This window comes from Pseudomonas sp. NPDC047961 (genome assembly GCF_050272435.1).
GTDB lineage: Bacteria > Pseudomonadota > Gammaproteobacteria > Pseudomonadales > Pseudomonadaceae > Stutzerimonas.
Genome location: NZ_JBNNMD010000005.1, coordinates 260,304 through 276,924 on the forward strand (window position 1 = coordinate 260,304; position 16,621 = coordinate 276,924).

15 protein-coding genes are annotated in these 16,621 nt (G+C 62.5%); 6 read left to right on the forward strand and 9 right to left on the reverse strand.

What is annotated here, in order from left to right; translation table 11 throughout:
• Positions 1 to 338 precede the first annotated feature (338 nt).
• The 4 genes from ACQKIK_RS17710 (at position 339) to ACQKIK_RS17725 (ending at position 4,421) form a co-directional block, all read left to right on the forward strand.
• On the forward strand, positions 339 to 503 hold the full coding sequence (locus ACQKIK_RS17710; RefSeq protein WP_499136909.1) for a hypothetical protein: 165 nt from the start codon (positions 339 to 341) through the stop codon (positions 501 to 503).
• Between the two features lie 516 nt (positions 504 to 1,019).
• Positions 1,020 to 2,171, forward strand: a complete 1,152-nt coding sequence (locus ACQKIK_RS17715; protein ID WP_499136911.1) for a sensor histidine kinase — start codon at positions 1,020 to 1,022, stop codon at positions 2,169 to 2,171.
• A 216-nt stretch (positions 2,172 to 2,387) separates the two neighbouring features.
• Entirely contained in the window at positions 2,388 to 3,230 is an 843-nt protein-coding gene (gene yghU, locus ACQKIK_RS17720; RefSeq protein WP_499136912.1) for a glutathione-dependent disulfide-bond oxidoreductase, read from the forward strand.
• 393 nt (positions 3,231 to 3,623) lie between these two features.
• Positions 3,624 to 4,421: a hypothetical protein gene (locus tag ACQKIK_RS17725; protein ID WP_499136914.1), complete on the forward strand. Its 798-nt coding sequence runs from the start codon at positions 3,624 to 3,626 to the stop codon at positions 4,419 to 4,421.
• Between the two features lie 81 nt (positions 4,422 to 4,502).
• On the opposite strand, the gene ACQKIK_RS17730 is transcribed toward ACQKIK_RS17725, so the two are convergent.
• From ACQKIK_RS17730 to ACQKIK_RS17745, 4 genes are all read right to left on the reverse strand, one after another.
• A complete protein-coding gene (locus ACQKIK_RS17730) occupies positions 4,503 to 4,994 on the reverse strand; it encodes a DUF4126 family protein (RefSeq protein ID WP_499136915.1) in 492 nt (163 codons plus the stop codon).
• Positions 4,995 to 5,091: 97 nt separating this feature from the next.
• Positions 5,092 to 5,775: a potassium channel family protein gene (locus tag ACQKIK_RS17735; RefSeq protein ID WP_081262857.1), complete on the reverse strand. Its 684-nt coding sequence runs from the start codon at positions 5,773 to 5,775 to the stop codon at positions 5,092 to 5,094.
• Positions 5,765 to 7,033 (reverse strand): TrkH family potassium uptake protein, encoded by a 1,269-nt coding sequence (locus tag ACQKIK_RS17740; RefSeq protein WP_499136916.1) that lies wholly within the window; start codon positions 7,031 to 7,033, stop codon positions 5,765 to 5,767. Before ACQKIK_RS17740 ends, ACQKIK_RS17735 begins: the two co-directional genes overlap by 11 nt.
• Before the next feature lie 309 nt (positions 7,034 to 7,342).
• The gene (locus tag ACQKIK_RS17745) at positions 7,343 to 8,821 is read right to left on the reverse strand and encodes a YdgA family protein (RefSeq protein ID WP_499136917.1); all 1,479 of its coding nucleotides are present in this window, start codon (positions 8,819 to 8,821) and stop codon (positions 7,343 to 7,345) included.
• Positions 8,822 to 9,531: 710 nt separating this feature from the next.
• Here ACQKIK_RS17745 and ACQKIK_RS17750 point away from each other — a divergent pair.
• Positions 9,532 to 10,056 (forward strand): REP-associated tyrosine transposase, encoded by a 525-nt coding sequence (locus tag ACQKIK_RS17750; protein ID WP_499136918.1) that lies wholly within the window; start codon positions 9,532 to 9,534, stop codon positions 10,054 to 10,056.
• Between the two features lie 192 nt (positions 10,057 to 10,248).
• Here the strand turns inward: ACQKIK_RS17750 and ACQKIK_RS17755 are convergent, their stop codons facing one another.
• From ACQKIK_RS17755 to pnuC, 4 genes are all read right to left on the reverse strand, one after another.
• Complete coding sequence (locus ACQKIK_RS17755) at positions 10,249 to 10,875, reverse strand: Type 1 glutamine amidotransferase-like domain-containing protein (RefSeq protein WP_499136919.1); 627 nt, start codon at positions 10,873 to 10,875, stop codon at positions 10,249 to 10,251.
• A gap of 114 nt (positions 10,876 to 10,989) precedes the next feature.
• Positions 10,990 to 11,514 carry an AAA family ATPase gene (locus tag ACQKIK_RS17760; protein WP_499136920.1) on the reverse strand — a complete coding sequence of 175 codons (525 nt, stop codon included), beginning with the start codon at positions 11,512 to 11,514 and terminating at the stop codon, positions 10,990 to 10,992.
• A gap of 24 nt (positions 11,515 to 11,538) precedes the next feature.
• Positions 11,539 to 13,374 (reverse strand): ABC transporter ATP-binding protein, encoded by a 1,836-nt coding sequence (locus ACQKIK_RS17765; protein WP_499136921.1) that lies wholly within the window; start codon positions 13,372 to 13,374, stop codon positions 11,539 to 11,541.
• 377 nt (positions 13,375 to 13,751) lie between these two features.
• Entirely contained in the window at positions 13,752 to 14,339 is a 588-nt protein-coding gene (gene pnuC, locus ACQKIK_RS17770) for a nicotinamide riboside transporter PnuC (RefSeq protein ID WP_499136922.1), read from the reverse strand.
• A 307-nt stretch (positions 14,340 to 14,646) separates the two neighbouring features.
• On the opposite strand from pnuC, the gene ACQKIK_RS17775 reads away from it, so the two are divergent.
• Positions 14,647 to 15,828, forward strand: a complete 1,182-nt coding sequence (locus tag ACQKIK_RS17775; RefSeq protein ID WP_499136923.1) for a patatin-like phospholipase family protein — start codon at positions 14,647 to 14,649, stop codon at positions 15,826 to 15,828.
• A 158-nt stretch (positions 15,829 to 15,986) separates the two neighbouring features.
• On the opposite strand, the gene ACQKIK_RS17780 is transcribed toward ACQKIK_RS17775, so the two are convergent.
• Positions 15,987 to 16,553, reverse strand: a complete 567-nt coding sequence (locus ACQKIK_RS17780) for a DUF1993 domain-containing protein (RefSeq protein WP_499136925.1) — start codon at positions 16,551 to 16,553, stop codon at positions 15,987 to 15,989.
• Positions 16,554 to 16,621: the final 68 nt, after the last annotated feature.

Here is a 16,621-nt window from a genome sequence, read left to right on the forward strand (position 1 = left end):
GTAGGAGCCAGCTTGCTGGCGATCAATAACGCCCTGCAGCCCCGGATCGCCAGCAAGCTGGCTCCTACAAAAACCGCTCGGCTATCCGATGCCCACGACCCCTATCGAATCTGCTTGATCGACCTGCCGAGCCGTACCGCCTGGGCCTCGGCGTACGCTGCGGACCGTTCCCCCTAGACTTCCCCAGGCCGCCCGGTGACCGAGCAGCGGTTCGCGCCATAACTGCGACAGGGCTGGTGCATACTGAGCGCGTTACACGACCCTTTGATTTCGCGTCGGCCACATCCGCATCAGCTGTGGGCAATCAGCAGTAAGCCATCTCCCCTGAAGGAGCCAGCTTGCTGGCGATCAATAACGCCCTGCAGCCCCGGATCGCCAGCAAGCTGGCTCCTACAAAAGCCGCTCGGCTATCCGATGCCGACGACCCCTATCAAATCTGCTTGATCGACCTGCCGAGCCGTACCGCCTGGGCCTGGGTGTTCGCTGCGGACCGTTCCCCCTAGACTTCCCCAGGTTGCCGCCCGGTGACCGAGCAGCCCTGTCGCGCCATAACTGCGACAGGGCTGGTGCATACTGAGTGCGCGTTACACGACCCTTTGATTTCGCGTCGGCCACATCCGCATCAGCCGTGGGCAATCAGCAGTAAGCCATCTCCCTGTAGGAGCCAGCTTGCTGGCGATCAATAACGCCCTGCAGCCCCGGATCGCCAGCAAGCTGGCTCCTACAAAAGCCGCTCGGCTATCCGATGCCGACGATCCCTATCGAATCTGCTTGATCGACCTGCAGAGTTGCACCGCCTGGGCATGGGCGTTCGCTACTGACCGTTCCTCCAAGACTTACCCAGGCCGCCGCCCGGTGACCGAGCAGCGGTTCGCGCCATAACTGCGACAGGGCTCGTGCATACTGAGCGCGTTACACGACCCTTTGATTTCGCATCGGCCACATCCGCATCAGCCGTGGGCAAGACGCCACCGTTGTCCAGGTGAGCTTAGCGGCGTCCAACCTTGCGGAGCAGCCCGATGCGCCTTGCCAATTTCATCCTCGATAACCTCGAGCCCATTCTCCAGTCGTGGGAAGACTTCGCCAGAACCATTCTGGGATCCCGTTCCATGGACACCGAAGCCCTACGGGACCATGCCGAGCTGATGCTGCGAACGATTGCCGAGGACCTGAGCACCAGTCAGTCCAAAGCCCAGCAGTTCAACAAATCCGTCGGCAAGACCCACAAGAGCGGCGGTGAAACGGCGGCGCAAACTCACGCCGTGTTGCGTCATGACGCCGGCTTCAGCATCGATGAAATGGTCTCCGAGTACCGCGCCCTGCGCTCCAGCGTACTGAGCAAGTGGTTGCAGGCAATCAAGTCAGGCACCGACTTCGAAGTTGAGGACATGACCCGCTTCAACGAGGCCATCGACCAAGCGCTCGCCGAGTCCGTGGCCAGCTACTCACAAACGGTCAACGGCACGCGGAATGTCTTTCTGGGCATCCTTGGACACGATTTGCGCACGCCTCTGGGCGCGATTCAGCTCGGTGCGGAAGTGCTGTTGCTCGACGGTAGCTTGGGGCCCAAGCCGACCATGTTGGCATCGCGCATCTATACCAGCGTCAAACGTGCCAACAAGATCGTCAACGACCTGCTCGATTTCACCCGTTCGCAGAGCGGTGCAGGCATTCCGGTGCACCGGGTGGAAACCAATCTGGCAGCAGTGTGCGAAGGCATGGCCGAAGAAGTGCTGGCCTATCACCCGGACCGCAACATTCTCTGCGAGACCAGCGGAAACCTGACCGGGCTGTTCGACGCGTCGCGGATGGAGCAGGTATTTTCCAATCTGATCGGCAACGCCGTGCAGCACGGCAGCGCCACATCACAGATCAGGGTGGCCTTGCACCCCGAACAGGCGCATGCGGTGTTTTCCGTGCACAACCAGGGCGAGCCGATTGCGGAGGAGGCAATTGCTGACATCTTCAACCCCATGAGCCGCCACTCCCAGTACGCCGCGGGTGAGCATGGTCCTTACTCCGGGCTAGGCCTGGGGCTCTATATTGCCAGCGAGATCGTGGCCGCCCACCAGGGCACCATTCATGTCGAATCCAATGCCGAGCAAGGCACGACCTTTATCGTCCGGCTGCCGCTGACCAAACACGACCTGCCGCATTTCCGAGAGTCCTGACTCGCCCCTGTCGCCTCGATAGATCGCTGTAGCAGCCAGCTTGCTGGCGATCACTAGGCCCGTTTAGCCACGGACCGCCAGCCCTGCCCATCTAAAGATCGCGCACGCCTGCGCATCGTTGATGCCCACTATCAACCCGCTTGATTTCGACCCTGCCGTCCAAACGCGTAGGATGCTGTGCACATCCCCGGTTCAACCCACTCGAGGAGATTGCCCATGCCTGACACCCCTTACGTACCGCCAAAAGTCTGGACCCACGACGCGCCCTCGGGCGGCAAGTTTGCCAGCATCAACGCCCCTACCGCCGGAGCGCGGGAAGAGAAGGCGCTGCCGGTGGGCAAGCATCCGCTGCAGCTGTATTCGCTGGCCACACCCAACGGGGTGAAGGTCTCGATCATGCTCGAAGAGCTGCTCGCCCTCGGTCATAGCGGTGCCGAATACGACGCCTGGCTGATCAAGATTGGTGATGGCGACCAGTTCGGCAGCGGCTTTGTCGGAATCAACCCGAACTCGAAGATTCCTGCACTCGCCGACCACAGCGTCGAAGGCGAACCGCTGCGGGTGTTCGAGTCCGGCTCGATCCTGATGTATCTCGCCGAGAAATTCGGCGCCTTCCTGCCGACCGAAACCCGCGCACGGACCGAAACCCTGAACTGGTTGTTCTGGCAGATGGGCTCGGCGCCCTTCCTCGGCGGCGGCTTCGGGCATTTCTATGCCTACGCGCCGGAAAAGTACGAGTACCCGATCAACCGCTACGCCATGGAGGTCAAGCGCCAACTCGACGTACTCGACCGCCAGCTGGCCGACAACCGCTACATCGCTGGCGACGACTACACCATCGCCGACATGGCAATCTGGCCCTGGTACGGCGTGCTGGCCCGCGGAGAGCTGTACGAGGCCGGTGAATTCCTCTCGGTGCAGGACTACAAACACGTACAGCGCTGGGCCGCTGAAGTAGCCGAGCGGCCGGGGGTGATTCGCGGACGCAAGGTCAATCGCACCTGGGGCGATGAGTCCGAACAGGCGCCGGAACGCCACGACGCGTCGGACCTGGACTAAGCCACGCGGCCGGTCAGGCAAACTGACCGGCCTTCGAACACACCAGCGAAGCCCCACCCCGCACCCGCCTTCCTGCCGACGCAACACTGCAGCTGCCGTCCCCTGCGTTCGCCGTCATGGGCAGCGCTGACGGCCGTCATCAAGCGCCTTCATCCTCAACCAAACGCCCATCTTGCCTTGAGCCGCCATCGCCTGCGCAAGCCAGGTTGGCCGAGTTTCCGACCGCTGATCTGAACTATAGCGGTACGTCCCGACCCAATATCAATGAGCGTTGCTCTTGTTGCAGCCGATCAAGCAGCAGGCTGCCGTGGTTACCCGCACCCTTACGTGTCATGCGGTACTGACAGCGCAGCGCTCGACTACCCAGTTGTTCAACACAACGCGAGGTGAACCATGAAACACACACTAGTAGCAGCGTTCGCAACGCTGACCGATGCCAACCGCACCCAGGGTGACCTGATGTCGCGGGGCATCGCCAGAGAACAGATTCATTCCGTAGGCGCCGACCGCGCGGAAATCCATGCCTACGACGCGCCCTATTCCACCACCGGGGAAACCGTCGACCGCGAACATCATGAGTCCAAAGTCGCGCACTTCTTCAAGTCGTTGTTCGGCCATGAGCCGCATGAAGAACACCGTCGCCACGCCACGGCATATCCGGAGGCCGTGCGCCGCGGCTCGCTGGTGATCGCCGTCGACGTGTACGACGAGGATCAGCTGCTCCGCGCACGTGACGCACTGGAGTACAACGGCGCGCTCAGTATCGACGACAACGGCGCCGGTGCAAGTTCGACCCCTGGCTATGCCGGAGCGACCAGCCCCTATGCCGGCGCCACCGGCGGTGACAGTCACCTGGACAAGCATTTCGCGGGGTCCACCAGCCATGCAGCCGGGACAGAGAGCCATTCAACCGGAACCCGCGATACGGCTGCTCCGGTCACCGGCACAACGGGTACAGCGAGTACCGGCCACGGGACCGACACCCACACGGGCTCCGGCAATACCGGGCGCTACGACGTGGGCACCGCGGCCAAACGGGCCGGTACGGACTACCCGGAAAACACCGGCACCGCCTCACCGACTGGCGGCGGCCTGGCTGGCGAAACCGTCGGCACCCGCGACGCAACGGAAAGCCTGGATGCCACCCACGCCGGCACCTGCACAGACCGGGTGTGCGTGATCAAGCGGTAGAACGCCGACCGCTGAGCGATCACGGGCCGCCATGCGGCCCGTGTGGTTTCACCCGGCTTTAGCGAACCGCGCCACCTCCCCTTAGCGCTTGCCCAGCGCGCACCGCAGCCCGGCGCTACCGATTGCCAGCGCCACGCAATCCTCCGTCAGCCCCAGCGCGGCGTTGACATAGGGATTGGCCTGATAGGGTTTGCGCAAGGCGAGCCCGACCTTCGACGAGACAAGCGCGGCCGTTGCGCCAACCAATGCCGGAAGCCATAGAGGCTGTCGCCGTGCGCTGGCCAGCGCCGCAGCAGTCACCCCGCCCGACAGGGCGCGAAACATCATCGACGGTAGGATGGTCCTGTCCGGTGCAAAGGGCATCTTGTCGCCCAGCAGTTCGCCCGTCGCCATGGGCAGCAGAAATTGCAGTGCGCGGTGCGAGGCCAGGGTGCGCGCCGGCTCGTCTGCGGCGTCGATATCGTCCTGCGCAGCCAGTGCCCGACTGGTCATGGTGGGCGCCAGCGTGCTGCGCATCCCGGTTACCAGGCCGAGCGCCAGAGCGCCCCATAAAACATTGCTCAGAGTGGTCATGCGTGTGCCTCCCGATTGCTCTTATGTGCGACCGGGATAGGGCATCAGCCGTTCATGTTCAGCTCCGAGCGGTCAGCTAGCCGCAGCGGCCTCGCGGCTAGCCCTTTGCCGCGGCAAACTTTTCCACCCGCTTGGTTTCGCCCGCCACGATGAGAATGTCACCTGGGTGTATCAGGGTTTCTGGCTTGGCGTAGATGAAGTCTTCATGGGTCCGCTTCACCCCGACGATGGTCACGCCGTAATGCGTATGCACCCCGGAGTCAGCGAGTGTCTTATCGTGGATACGCTTCGGGGCGTGGGTCGAAGCGATGGCGAAGCCGTCGTCGAACTCGATGAACTCGAACATCTTGCCGGTGACCAGATGCGCCACGCGCTCGCCCATTGACGTTTCCGGGTAGACAACGTGATGGGCGCCGGTGCGCTCGAGGATCAACCCGTGGCGCTTGCTCAGGGCCTTGGCCCAGATGTCCGGCACGCCCAGCTCCTGCAGCGCGAGCACAGTCAATACGCTGGCCTCGAGATCGGTCCCGATGCTTACCACCACATGGCGGAACTGATCGACGCCCAGCTGGCGCAACGCGCGGACGTCGGTGGAGTCGGCTTGAGCCACGTGGGTCAGGCGGTCCACCCATTGCTGGACGTTCGCGCTGTTGCTGTCGATGCCCAGCACTTCGTGCCCCATGGACGTAAGCGAGTCGGCGACGGCCGAACCGAATCGCCCCAGGCCGATGACGGCGACGCTGTCGTTCTCGAATGTCTTGCCGAACAGGTTATCCAACAATGGGGCGCTCCTCCGGGTAGCGGTAGTGTTTGGTCACGCTGCGCAGCGCAAGGGCCGTGGCCAGGGTAATGGTGCCGACCCGGCCGATGAACATCAGCGCGATGATCACCAGCTGACCGGACGGTGGCAGGTCCGCCGTGATGCCGGTCGACAGACCGACCGTGGCGAACGCGGAAATGACTTCGAACAGCACGACGCCCAGCTCCAGGCGCGTCACGCTGAGCAGGATCATGGTGCCGATGGCCACAGTGAGCGAACCGAGGAACAGCACGGTCAGCGCCTGGCGCTGCGTCGCATAAGAGATGCGGCGGCGGAAAGCCACGGTGTCGGCGTTGCCCCGAATCTCGGCCCAGATGAAGAAGAACAGCAGGAAGAAGGTCGTCACCTTGATTCCGCCCGCGGTGCCCGCGCTGCCGCCGCCGACGAACATCAGGAAGTAATGCACGGCCAGCGTCTGCGCCTCGAACTGGCCGACGTCCAGGCTGTTGAAGCCCGCCGTGCGCGCCACTGCCGAGCTGAACAGCCCCGACAGCAGTTTGTCGCCCAGGCTCATGCCGCCGAGCGTTGCCGGGTTGCTCCACTCGTAGAACAGGATCGCCACCATGCCGCCGAACAGCAGCACCGCAGAACCCCACAGCGTGATGCGCGTATGGATGGTCCAGGGCTTACCGCGCTGGTCGCGGCGGAACTCGTAGAGCACGGGAAAGCCCAGACCGCCGATGATCACCGCCAGCATGACCGGCACCAGTACCACCGGGTCCGTGGCGAAGCTCATCAGGCTGTCGGAATAGGTCGAAAAGCCGGCGTTGTTGAACGCCGATACCGCATGGAAAAGCCCGTCCCAGAGTGCTTTGGACCAGGTCAGGTCATAGCTCAGGCGAAAATGCAGGGTAAGGACCGCCGTCACGACCAGCTCGACGCTCAAGGTAACCAGCAGGATCAGCCGCAACACGCCCGTGACGTCCCCAAGCCCGAGCGAGCGTGTCTCCTGCTGCGCGACCAGACGGCTGCTCAACTGCAGCCGTCGCTTGACCATCAGCCCGAGCAGGGTCGCGCCACTCATGATGCCCAAGCCGCCCACCTGAAATAGCAGCAGAATCACGCATTGACCAAAAAACGACCAGTAGACCGCGGTGTCCTGCACGATGAGCCCCGTCACACAGACCGCCGACACGGCGGTGAACAGCGCCGTCAGCAGCGGTGCCTGACCAGGCCCGGCCGTGGCCGCCGGAAGCGACAGCAGCGCCGTGCCCAGCAAGGTCGCAATGAGAAAGGCGAGCGGAATGAGACGAGCCGGTCGGCGGGCAGCATTGTGTAGCAAAGGCGACACCTAAACGGTTGCGAGGCCGAACGTCCGGCCATCGAGGTCTGTGTGGGTTCTGGTTGGCCGAGCTACAGGCAGCGTCGACGAAGTGGCCGCCACGATAGCAAAAAAGGGCATCGATACGGCGCGCTTGCCGCTCGCAAGGGGCCTCGCCGCCCGAGCCGTCACGACAGGGCGCATACGGTTTCCGCAGACACAAAAAAGGCGACCAGGGGGTCGCCTTTTTTCATGCGTGACCAGTGCTTACTGGCCGAGCAGGCCGGCGCCCAGTACCGAGCCGAAGGCAAAGCCGATGAATTCCTGAACGGTCATATCTTGGCCGTTCAAGGTCACCTTGTTGTTGGCGTAATGCAGCGAGCTGACCAGGCGATCGCCTTGCAGCTGGAACCAACCCGCACCGAGTGCCATACCGCTGAACAACTCGGTCGTCAGGTCTGCCTGCTGCTGCAACGCAGCCGGGTCGGCGCTGTACTGCGGTTCGCGCTGAGCGATCAGGCTGGCGACGTCGCGAACCAGGGCTTTATCGATACCGGCTTCGGCTTCGAGCGACGCCAGCATGCTGATGATCATCGCATCAGGGGTAAAGGCTTCTGCGCTCGGGCCCTGCAGGTCGGCCACCACGGACAGCCGGGCCGCACCGTTAGCGGTCTCGAAGCCGAACTCGTCGAGCGCCACGGTGGGCTTGTGCTCCAGCAATTGCAGGGCGAGCGCCTGCAGCTCCTGCTGCTGAACGTCGGTGATGTTGTCGAGTGCCTCCTGCGGAGTGGCCGCGCTGTCGAGGATCTGCTTGTAACTTTCCACCAGCGCCTTGAGGCTGCCTTCATCCAGGTTGCGCAGGCTAAGGGCGAGCGTCAGGTTGCGGATGGACTGACCGTTGGCCCCCACCTCGCCGACGCGGTAAGCGATCGACTGGTCGAAGCCGTCGCTGCTTCGACTCGACGCTTCTTCAATGGAGGCGTTCTTGATGACCACGGCGGGATTGTCATCGGTCTGGATTTCCATGCGTTCAAGCGTGATGGCCGAGGGGCCTTGGCCGAACCCCTTGACGTAGTCGTGCTTGTCGACGGTCATGCCGATCCCGCTTAGCTTCACCCGCACCGGCTTGCCATCGTCACGGCGTTGCAGGTTCATGTCGATTTGCGGCAGCTGACCTTCCAAACGCACGGTAGTGGTTTCGTCGGCCACTTCGAAGTTCACGGTGCCGGCCGCAACGCGAACCGTGCCGTCTTCGTTCTCAAGATTGAGGGAGGCCGAGCGCAGCGCGCCTTGTTGACTGCCGTCATAGCCGAAGGCGACATCGCCGACCAGCGGGTTTTCGCCGGCGGCGGCCTCGAACAGCGCTTCAGTTTGCGCTGACCGCTCGAGGCGGAAATGGCTCTGGGCGGCAACCGGCATCAGCTGTCCGCGGGTCAGGCGCGACACCGGAAAGGGGCCGTGCTCGATGCGGTCTTGCAGCAGCACAGTGAACTGCCGGGGCTCACCGTCAGTGTCCTGGGCCTCGATGTCGACCTGATAGCGGGCGTTACTGGACAGCAGGCCGCTTTCGAAACTGAGCATTTTGATGGCAACCTCGGCGCCGGCCCCAACGCTCATCTCGCGCAGCTGGATATTGGCCTGCTCGACGGCAGCGCGAGCAGTCGATTCAACCTGGGTGCTGGTGTAAAGGGTAGCGGCGCCGACGAGTGCCAGCGGCACGGCAACGGCAAGTGCGAGTTTTTTCATGGAAACATCCTGTGCGGCGGCTGGGCAGACGTCCTGTCAGCCGATGGTTGGCAAGCGGCGGCACTCTAGCAGCGCGCCTGTACAGGCTCCAGCCCACCATGCTGCGGGACCGACAGGGTGAGAACGCGGCGACAAAACTGCTTGAGCGCCGTAGGGCGGGCTTCAGCCCACCGTTGCCCGATAACCATGCTGCGCCGTAGGGTAGGCCCTCAGGGCGCGACCGGCTACCAATCGGTGGGCTAAAGCCCACCCTACAATTTGATCTACTCCGTTACGTAAGCCGATGCCGGAAACCCACGACCGTAGGGTGGGCTTCAGCACACCGTTGCCCGATAACCATGCTGCGCTGTAGGGTTGGTCGTCAGGGCGCGGTTCAGCTACCAATCGGTGGGCTAAAGCCCACCCTACAATTTGATCTACTCCGTTACGTAAGCCGATGCCGGAAACCCACGACCGTAGGGTGGGCTAAAGCCCACCGTTGCCCGGTGGCCATGCTGTGCCGTAGGGTTGGCCCTTAGGGCGCGGTTCAGCTACCAATTGGTGGGCTAAAGCCCACCCTACAATCTGACTACTCCGTTACGTAAAGCCGTTGCTGGAACCCCACGCCCGTAGGGTGGGCTTCAGCCCACCGTTGCCCGGCAAGCATTTCCAGTCAACCGGCAGAAGCTCAACGGCGTCGACATACATCTCGTGAAGGCAAGGAGGCCTCCATGTCCAACTACCGCCGCAGTCTGGTGCCTGGCGGCACGTGGTTTTTCACTGTGACCCTGGCCGACCGCCAATCTCGCTTGCTGATTGAACAGATAGCACTGCTCCGACATGCCTATCGCCTGACCCACCACACCCGTCCTTTCCAAACCCTCGCCATCTGCATCCTGCCGGATCACCTGCACGCTATCTGGACACTTCCGAACGACGACGCCGATTTTGCCGTTCGCTGGAGCCTGCTCAAGAGCACCTTCTCTCGACAACTTCCGGCCGTGCCTCGCAACGCGAGCCAAATCCGTAAGCGAGAAAAAGGCATCTGGCAGCGACGCTACTGGGAGCATCAGATTCGGAACGAAACGGATTTGCAGCGACACGTTGATTACATCCACTACAACCCGGTAAAGCACGGGCTGGTAGAACGGGTCGCAGACTGGCCCTATTCGAGTTTCAACCGGTACGTGGAGAAAGGCCTGTTAGCAGAGGACTGGGCGGGTAACGCAGGGCTCAGCGGCTCGTTCGGTGAGTAGGTATCAGCCAAACCTTGGCATGCTTGGAACGCCACACGTCCACTTACGGCAGCTACATGGCCATCAGATCGCTGCGGCGTCGACTAGCTAGTGCACCATGGCCCACACGACAAATAAATCGCCCCGCACCGCTGCCCGTTCGAACCGGGCATACGAACCCGGCCAACAAGGATCATCGCGCAGCCCCGTTACTCAGAGGGGCTTCGCGCTCGTCTGGATATCGACCTCATTGCCCACAATGGCAATCGCCTGGTGATTGCTGAACGGGCGAAGGTCCAGGGTATCGCCGTACTCGATCAATACCTGCTCGACTGCTTCTTTGAATGGCGGGTTTCCGTAATGCGGCAGCGGGTAGAAATCGATCAATGCGAGCGACGCAAACGAGTCGAGATCGGGCGCGGCGCTGGGGTCATCCAGCCTCTGCAGGTACTCGATGCTGGGCGCCAGCACGGCGGAACCGGCGGACTCGCCGATGTAGCACTTGCCTGCCCTGACCTGCTCGGCAATCAGCTTGTCCGCGCCGGTGCGCTTCAGCTCCTGCAGCAGAAAGAAGGTGTTGCCGCCTGCCACATAGATGTAGTCGTTACGTTCGAGCTTTTCGACGATGTCTTGCTGGCTGGCGGTCGAGACTTCGAGTTCATCGATTACCAGGCCCGCTTCAACCAGCGCATCCTTGGCCGCGATCAGGTAGGCATTCACTTCCTCAGCAAGGCTTGCCGTAGGAATCAACGTAACCCTCTTGCCCCTGCATTCGACTCGGGTGAAGGCGACGAACAAATCAGCGACGTCCGCGAATGAAGAGGTCAGGAAAATATTCATAGCAATCTCCGGTAAGCGGGTTGACCAAACGGACCTGTCCTATCCGGGCTTGGAATCATCTGCTCAAGCAGTTGAAAGATGACAGTCGCTTCACTCGCGCGTGCGGTTTATGCATCACCGTTCCAGTAGCGCCCGAACCTGAGCAAGCGCCTGCTCTTCCCGGCTGACCCAGTCCCCAGCGATTTCCACGAAGGGCTGACGGTGGCGCTCGAGCCAGCTGCGGCAGGCCTCATGGAAACCCCAACGTTGTGCAACCTCGGGCTGGCAGCGCTGGCCGTCGGCGTGCCACTCGGCGCCTTCGGGCGACAGCAGCAGGTGCTGGTCGTAACGGCGCGCGAGCAGTTCGTCTTCCAGCCATGGCGGGCAACTGCCGAACAGCGTCTGGCTCCAGAGCATGTTGCTCAGCAGGTGCGTATCGAGGATCAGGAGGCCAGGCGTCTTGCCCCGCGCGGCGTCTTCCCACATGAGCTGGCCGCGGGCGATGGCTGGGATGTCGTCCAGGCAGGTCTCACGCTGCTCGCTGTCGATGAAATGGCGGACGTACTCACCCACCACCACACCACTGAAGCGCTGCTTCAACCGTGCAGCCAGCCAGCTCTTGCCGGTGGATTCGGCTCCCGTCAGTACCAGCACTTTCATTGCATGCTCATCCTTGTGCTCACTTCAATCGACACCTACAAAGCCACCCGTCTGGTGCTGCCACAGGCGCGCATAGAGGCCGCCGCGCTCGATCAGCTCGGCGTGGGTACCGGTCTCGATCACCCGCCCCTCGTCGATCACCACCAGGCGGTCCATGCGCGCGATGGTCGACAGCCGGTGGGCGATGGCGATCACCGTCTTGCCGTCCATCAAGGTGTCGAGGCTCTCCTGTATCGCCGCTTCGACTTCCGAATCCAGCGCCGAAGTGGCTTCGTCCATCACCAGGATTGGCGCGTCCTTGAGCAACACCCGGGCGATGGCGATCCGCTGGCGCTGGCCCCCGGAGAGTTTGACGCCCCGTTCGCCCACCTTGGCCTCGAAACCAAAGCCGCCCTGGCTGTCGTCCAGCGTGGCGATAAAGCCATCCGCGCGGGCCTTTCGCGCCGCCGCCCAGAGCTGTTCATCGGTGGCATCGGGCCTGCCGTAGCGCAGGTTGTCGCGGATCGACCGGTGCAGCAGCGAGGTGTCCTGAGTGACCATGCCGATGTTGGCCCGCAGGCTTTCCTGGCTGACCTCGGCGACGTTTTGCCCGTCGATCAGGATGCGCCCGCTTTCCAGGTCATAGAGGCGCAGCAGCAGGTTGACCAGCGTCGACTTGCCCGCGCCGGACGGCCCGACCAGGCCGATTTTCTCGCCTGGGCGAATGTCGACCGTCAGGCCGCTGATCACGCCGCCCTTCTTGCCGTAGTGGAAATGCACATCGTCGAAGCGCACGCCGCCCTGCTCCACCTTCAGCGGCTTGGCGTCTTCGCGGTCGACCACGTGACGCGGCTGGACGATGGTCTGCATACCATCCTGCACGGTGCCGACGTTCTCGAAGATGCCGTTGACCACCCACAGGATCCACTCGGCCATGTTGTTGATGCGGATCACCAGGCCCAGCGCCAGGGCGATGGCGCCGGTGCTGATCAGCGCCTCGCTCCACAGCCACAGCGCCAGCGCGCCGGTGCCGACGATCAGCAGGCCGTTCATGCAGGTGATCAGGAAATCCAGGCTGGTGATGATGCGCGACTGCAGCTGGAACTTGCCGAGCAGCTCCTGCATGGCCTCGCGGGCGTAGCTTTCTTCTTCCTTGGAGTGCGCGAACAGCTTGAGCGTGGCGACGTTGCTGTAGCCGTCCACCACCCGGCCCATGACTTTCGAACGCGCCGCGGAAGCGGCCGCCGAGCGCGCCTTGATCCGCGGCACGAAGTACCAGAGCGCCGCGGTGTAGCCGATGATCCATAGCACCAGCGGCACGATCAGGCGTAGATCGGCGGCGGCGAACAGGTACAGCGCACTGCCGGCATAGACCACCACATGCCAGAGCGCATCGATCACCTGCATGGCCGAATCGCGCAGCGACGGGCCGGTCTGCATCACGCGCTGGGCGATGCGCCCCGCAAAGTCGTTCTGGAAGAAATTCAGGCTCTGCTTGAGCACATAGCGGTGGTTCTGCCAGCGAACCAGATTGGTCAGCCCCGGGTTGATCGCCTGATGGGTCAGCAGGTTGTGCAGGCCGAATACCAGAGGCCGGATTATCAGCGCCACCACCGCCATCCACAGCAGCGCGTTGCGGTGTTCGGTGAAGAAGGTCCGCGCGTCATCGGTCGTCTGGGCCATGTCGATCAGCTGGCCGAGGAAGCTGAACAGCGCCACCTCGATCAACGCCGCGAAGAAGCCGATCACCAGCACCGCGGCCATCAACGGCCAGACCTGCTTCAGGTAGTGGGCATAGAACCGCAGCATGCCGGCGGGCGGCTCCACGTCCGGGCTGGGCTTGAAGACATCGATCAGGTTTTCGAAACGGCTGAACAACATGGGGCACGGTCTGCTGTTGGCGAATGAGCGGGGTTGTTGCTGACAGGGGCGATGCCGATCTTTGAGAGCGGCAACCGGGGTCTACCTGGACGTGGCTCGAGGCGCTCTGAAACGCGGGTTTTGCTGATGCAGCGTAGCAGTATCCGAAGTGCCTGGCGGCACTCTGGTCGGAAATGAGCCTCGTGCCGAAAGTGGACAGGCCTGCCAATTTAGGCGTGCAAGAAGAGCTCAAAGTGCGCCAGCCAGGCTGGGACTAGTTGGGCCTGTTTATCAGGTCTACGACACCGGGGCTGCTGGCCCTCATCCGTAGGGTGGGCTTCAGCCCGCCATCCTCGGCCCAACACCGTTCCGGTGGGCTAAAAACCCACCCTACATCGTTAACTGTCTGCGGGCGCCGCGTGTTCATGAACCGCCGCCCTCGCCTGCCGCCATTCGCGCAGGCCCATCACCGCCAGCAACGTGAACAACCCATACAGCCCTGCGGTGAGCCAGTATTCCTGAAAGACAAAGAAGGCCACGTAGAGCGTGTCCACAACGATCCACAGCACCCAGCACTGCCAGCGCTTGAGCGCCATCCACAGCTGCGCCAGTAGGCTGAAGGCCGTGAGCGTCGCATCCGGCCAGGGATAGGCCGCTTCGGTAGCGGTCGCCATCAACACACCCAGCCCGACACTCCCCAGCACCGCGACAACAAGCCCAACGCCGACCTCCAGGGTCGTCGCGCCCACCACGGGCCGCCCTCCTTCACTGTCGCTGCCCCGTGTCCACTGCCACCACCCATAAACCTGCATGGCCGCAAACACCCCGTTGAGCAGCACCTGCGAATACAACCGCACCTCGAAGAAGAACCAGGCGTAGAGCGACACCATCACCAACCCGATGGGCCAGCACAGCGGGTTCTGGCGGACGGTAAGCCAGACGGCGAGCACACCGAGGGCGGAGGCGATGAGTTCGAGGGTGGTCATGGGGTGGAGGTCAGAAGCGGCTACGGGGCGGGCATGATACGGCAAGCATGCGGAACGGTTCGAAGCGCACCGGGTGAGTGGGAATGGCTGGGCTATTCAGTTCAGGTTCACAAATATTGGTCAGCCACGCACGTACTCGTAGGGTGGGCTTCAGCCCACCGTCAAACCCCACCCCTCCGGTGGGCTAAAGCCCACCCTACGTTTACTGCCTTCGCCGGCGGGTGACTGCCCCCCTTTTTCAGTAATCTGTTCTTCGTTGTCATGTGCGAGCCCTAGCGCTACCGAAAACCCCGAATTGGAATCATTGATGACCGAGGACACTGCAACCAACCCAGGTACCACTGGGCTCATTCTCTCGGGCGGTGGCGCACGAGCGGCGTATCAGGTTGGCGTGCTTTCCGCGATTGCCGATCTGCTGCCCAATTCTTCACGCAACCCGTTCCCCGTGATCGTCGGCACCTCGGCGGGTGCGATCAATGCCGTCAGCCTGGCGTGTGGCGCCCTGCACTTTTGCGAGGCGGTGCGGCGGCTGAGCAACGTGTGGCGCAGTATTCATACCGATCAGGTGTACCGCAGCGACTGGCCGGGTGTGTTGCACCAAGCCAGCCGTTTCATTGGCCACAGCGTGCTCGGTATTGGCAAGCAAGTGCCCGTTGCGCTGCTCGACAGTTCGCCACTGGCCAGGCTGCTCGAACGCGAACTGGATTTCTCGGGAATCGCCGCGGCAATGCGCCATCGGCAACTACGCGCAATAGCGGTGACGGCATTCGGCTACGAGTCGGCCGAGGCGGTGACCTTCTATCAGGGCCATGGCGCCATCGACCCGTGGCTCCGCCATCGTCGGGTGGGTGTGCCGACCCGCCTGGCTATTCCCCATTTGCTGGCCAGCTCTGCCATTCCGCTGATCTTTGAGCCGGTCAAGATCAACCGCGAGTATTTTGGTGATGGCGCGGTACGCCAGACCGCACCGATCAGCCCCGCCCTGCACCTGGGCGCCACACGTGTACTGGTGGTCGGGGTCAGTGGCAACCCGATAGATGACCAGACCAAGACCGCGCCAACACCAAGGCCGACAGGCACCATCCCGAGCCTGGCGCTAATCGCCGGGCACATGCTCAACAGTACCTTCATCGACAACGTCGAGAGTGATATCGAGCTGCTGGAGCGCCTAAATCTACTGGGGAAACTGGTGCCTATCGAACAGCGCAAACGCGCCTACGGCCTGACGCCCATCGAGGTGCTGGTGATTTCGCCCAGCCAACCGCTGGACAAGATCGCCGCCCGCCATCGGCAAGAGCTGCCTGCAGCCCTGAGACTGTTCTTGCGCGGCCCCGGCGGCACGCGCGAAGGTGGCGGTGGGCTGTTGAGTTATCTGTTGTTCGAACCCGGCTACTGCAGCGAGCTGATCGAACTGGGTTACCAGGACGCCATGGCCAAGAAAAGCGAGCTCACGGCGTTTTTAAGGCTTGAGCGTCCAGAGTTCGCATAGCGCTTTACAGCGCCCTCGGCAGAAAGCGGTGGGTCTCGGGTGGGCAAGCGAAGCGTTGTCCACCCTACGCCACCACACCCGCCTGCTCCGCCGGACCTCGGCATCGTAGGGTGGAAAACGGCGGAGCCTTTTCCACGCGCCACGTCCCAGCAACTTTGTTAGCCCTTCGGAATCGTTTCCGGACGCACATAGGGCAGCAAGTGCGCCACATAGTCCGCCTTGCCGAGATTGATCCCTTCTTTACGCAATATCGAATAAGCAGTCATGACGTGGAAATAGAACTGGCCCAGCGTCCAGTCACGGGCGTATTGGTCTGCGGTCAGATCCAAGACCATCCCGTTCGGGAGTTCATGGGCGATGGGCTTATCCCCATCTACATCGAGCGCATCGGCTGCGAGGCGGTCGAGCAACGCGACCGTCTCATCGATCCGCGCATGAGCATCAGCGAGCGATCCGGGGCTTTTGACAGCGTGACGTCCCTCGTTCAGCAGCTCGTTGATAGCAGGCGGGAACGCCTCTCCTCTCAGACGGCACACGGCTTCTCGCGCCTGCACACAGGCAAAGCGAACCTGAGTCGACAGCGGATACATGTCGGGCGCCAAACGTGCGGATAACAGTGCTTGTGCCTCTGCTTCCGGTAGCTGGGCCTGCGCCTTCTTTAGCCAGCCTGAGAGGGTTTTGAGCATTTGGGTATAAGTTGGGACGAGCAGTGTCGTTAGCTGCATGGCTTCACACCTTGTGGGATTGAGCGGCTACGTCGAAGAAAGTGACAGGGTGTTATGAAGCTAACTAA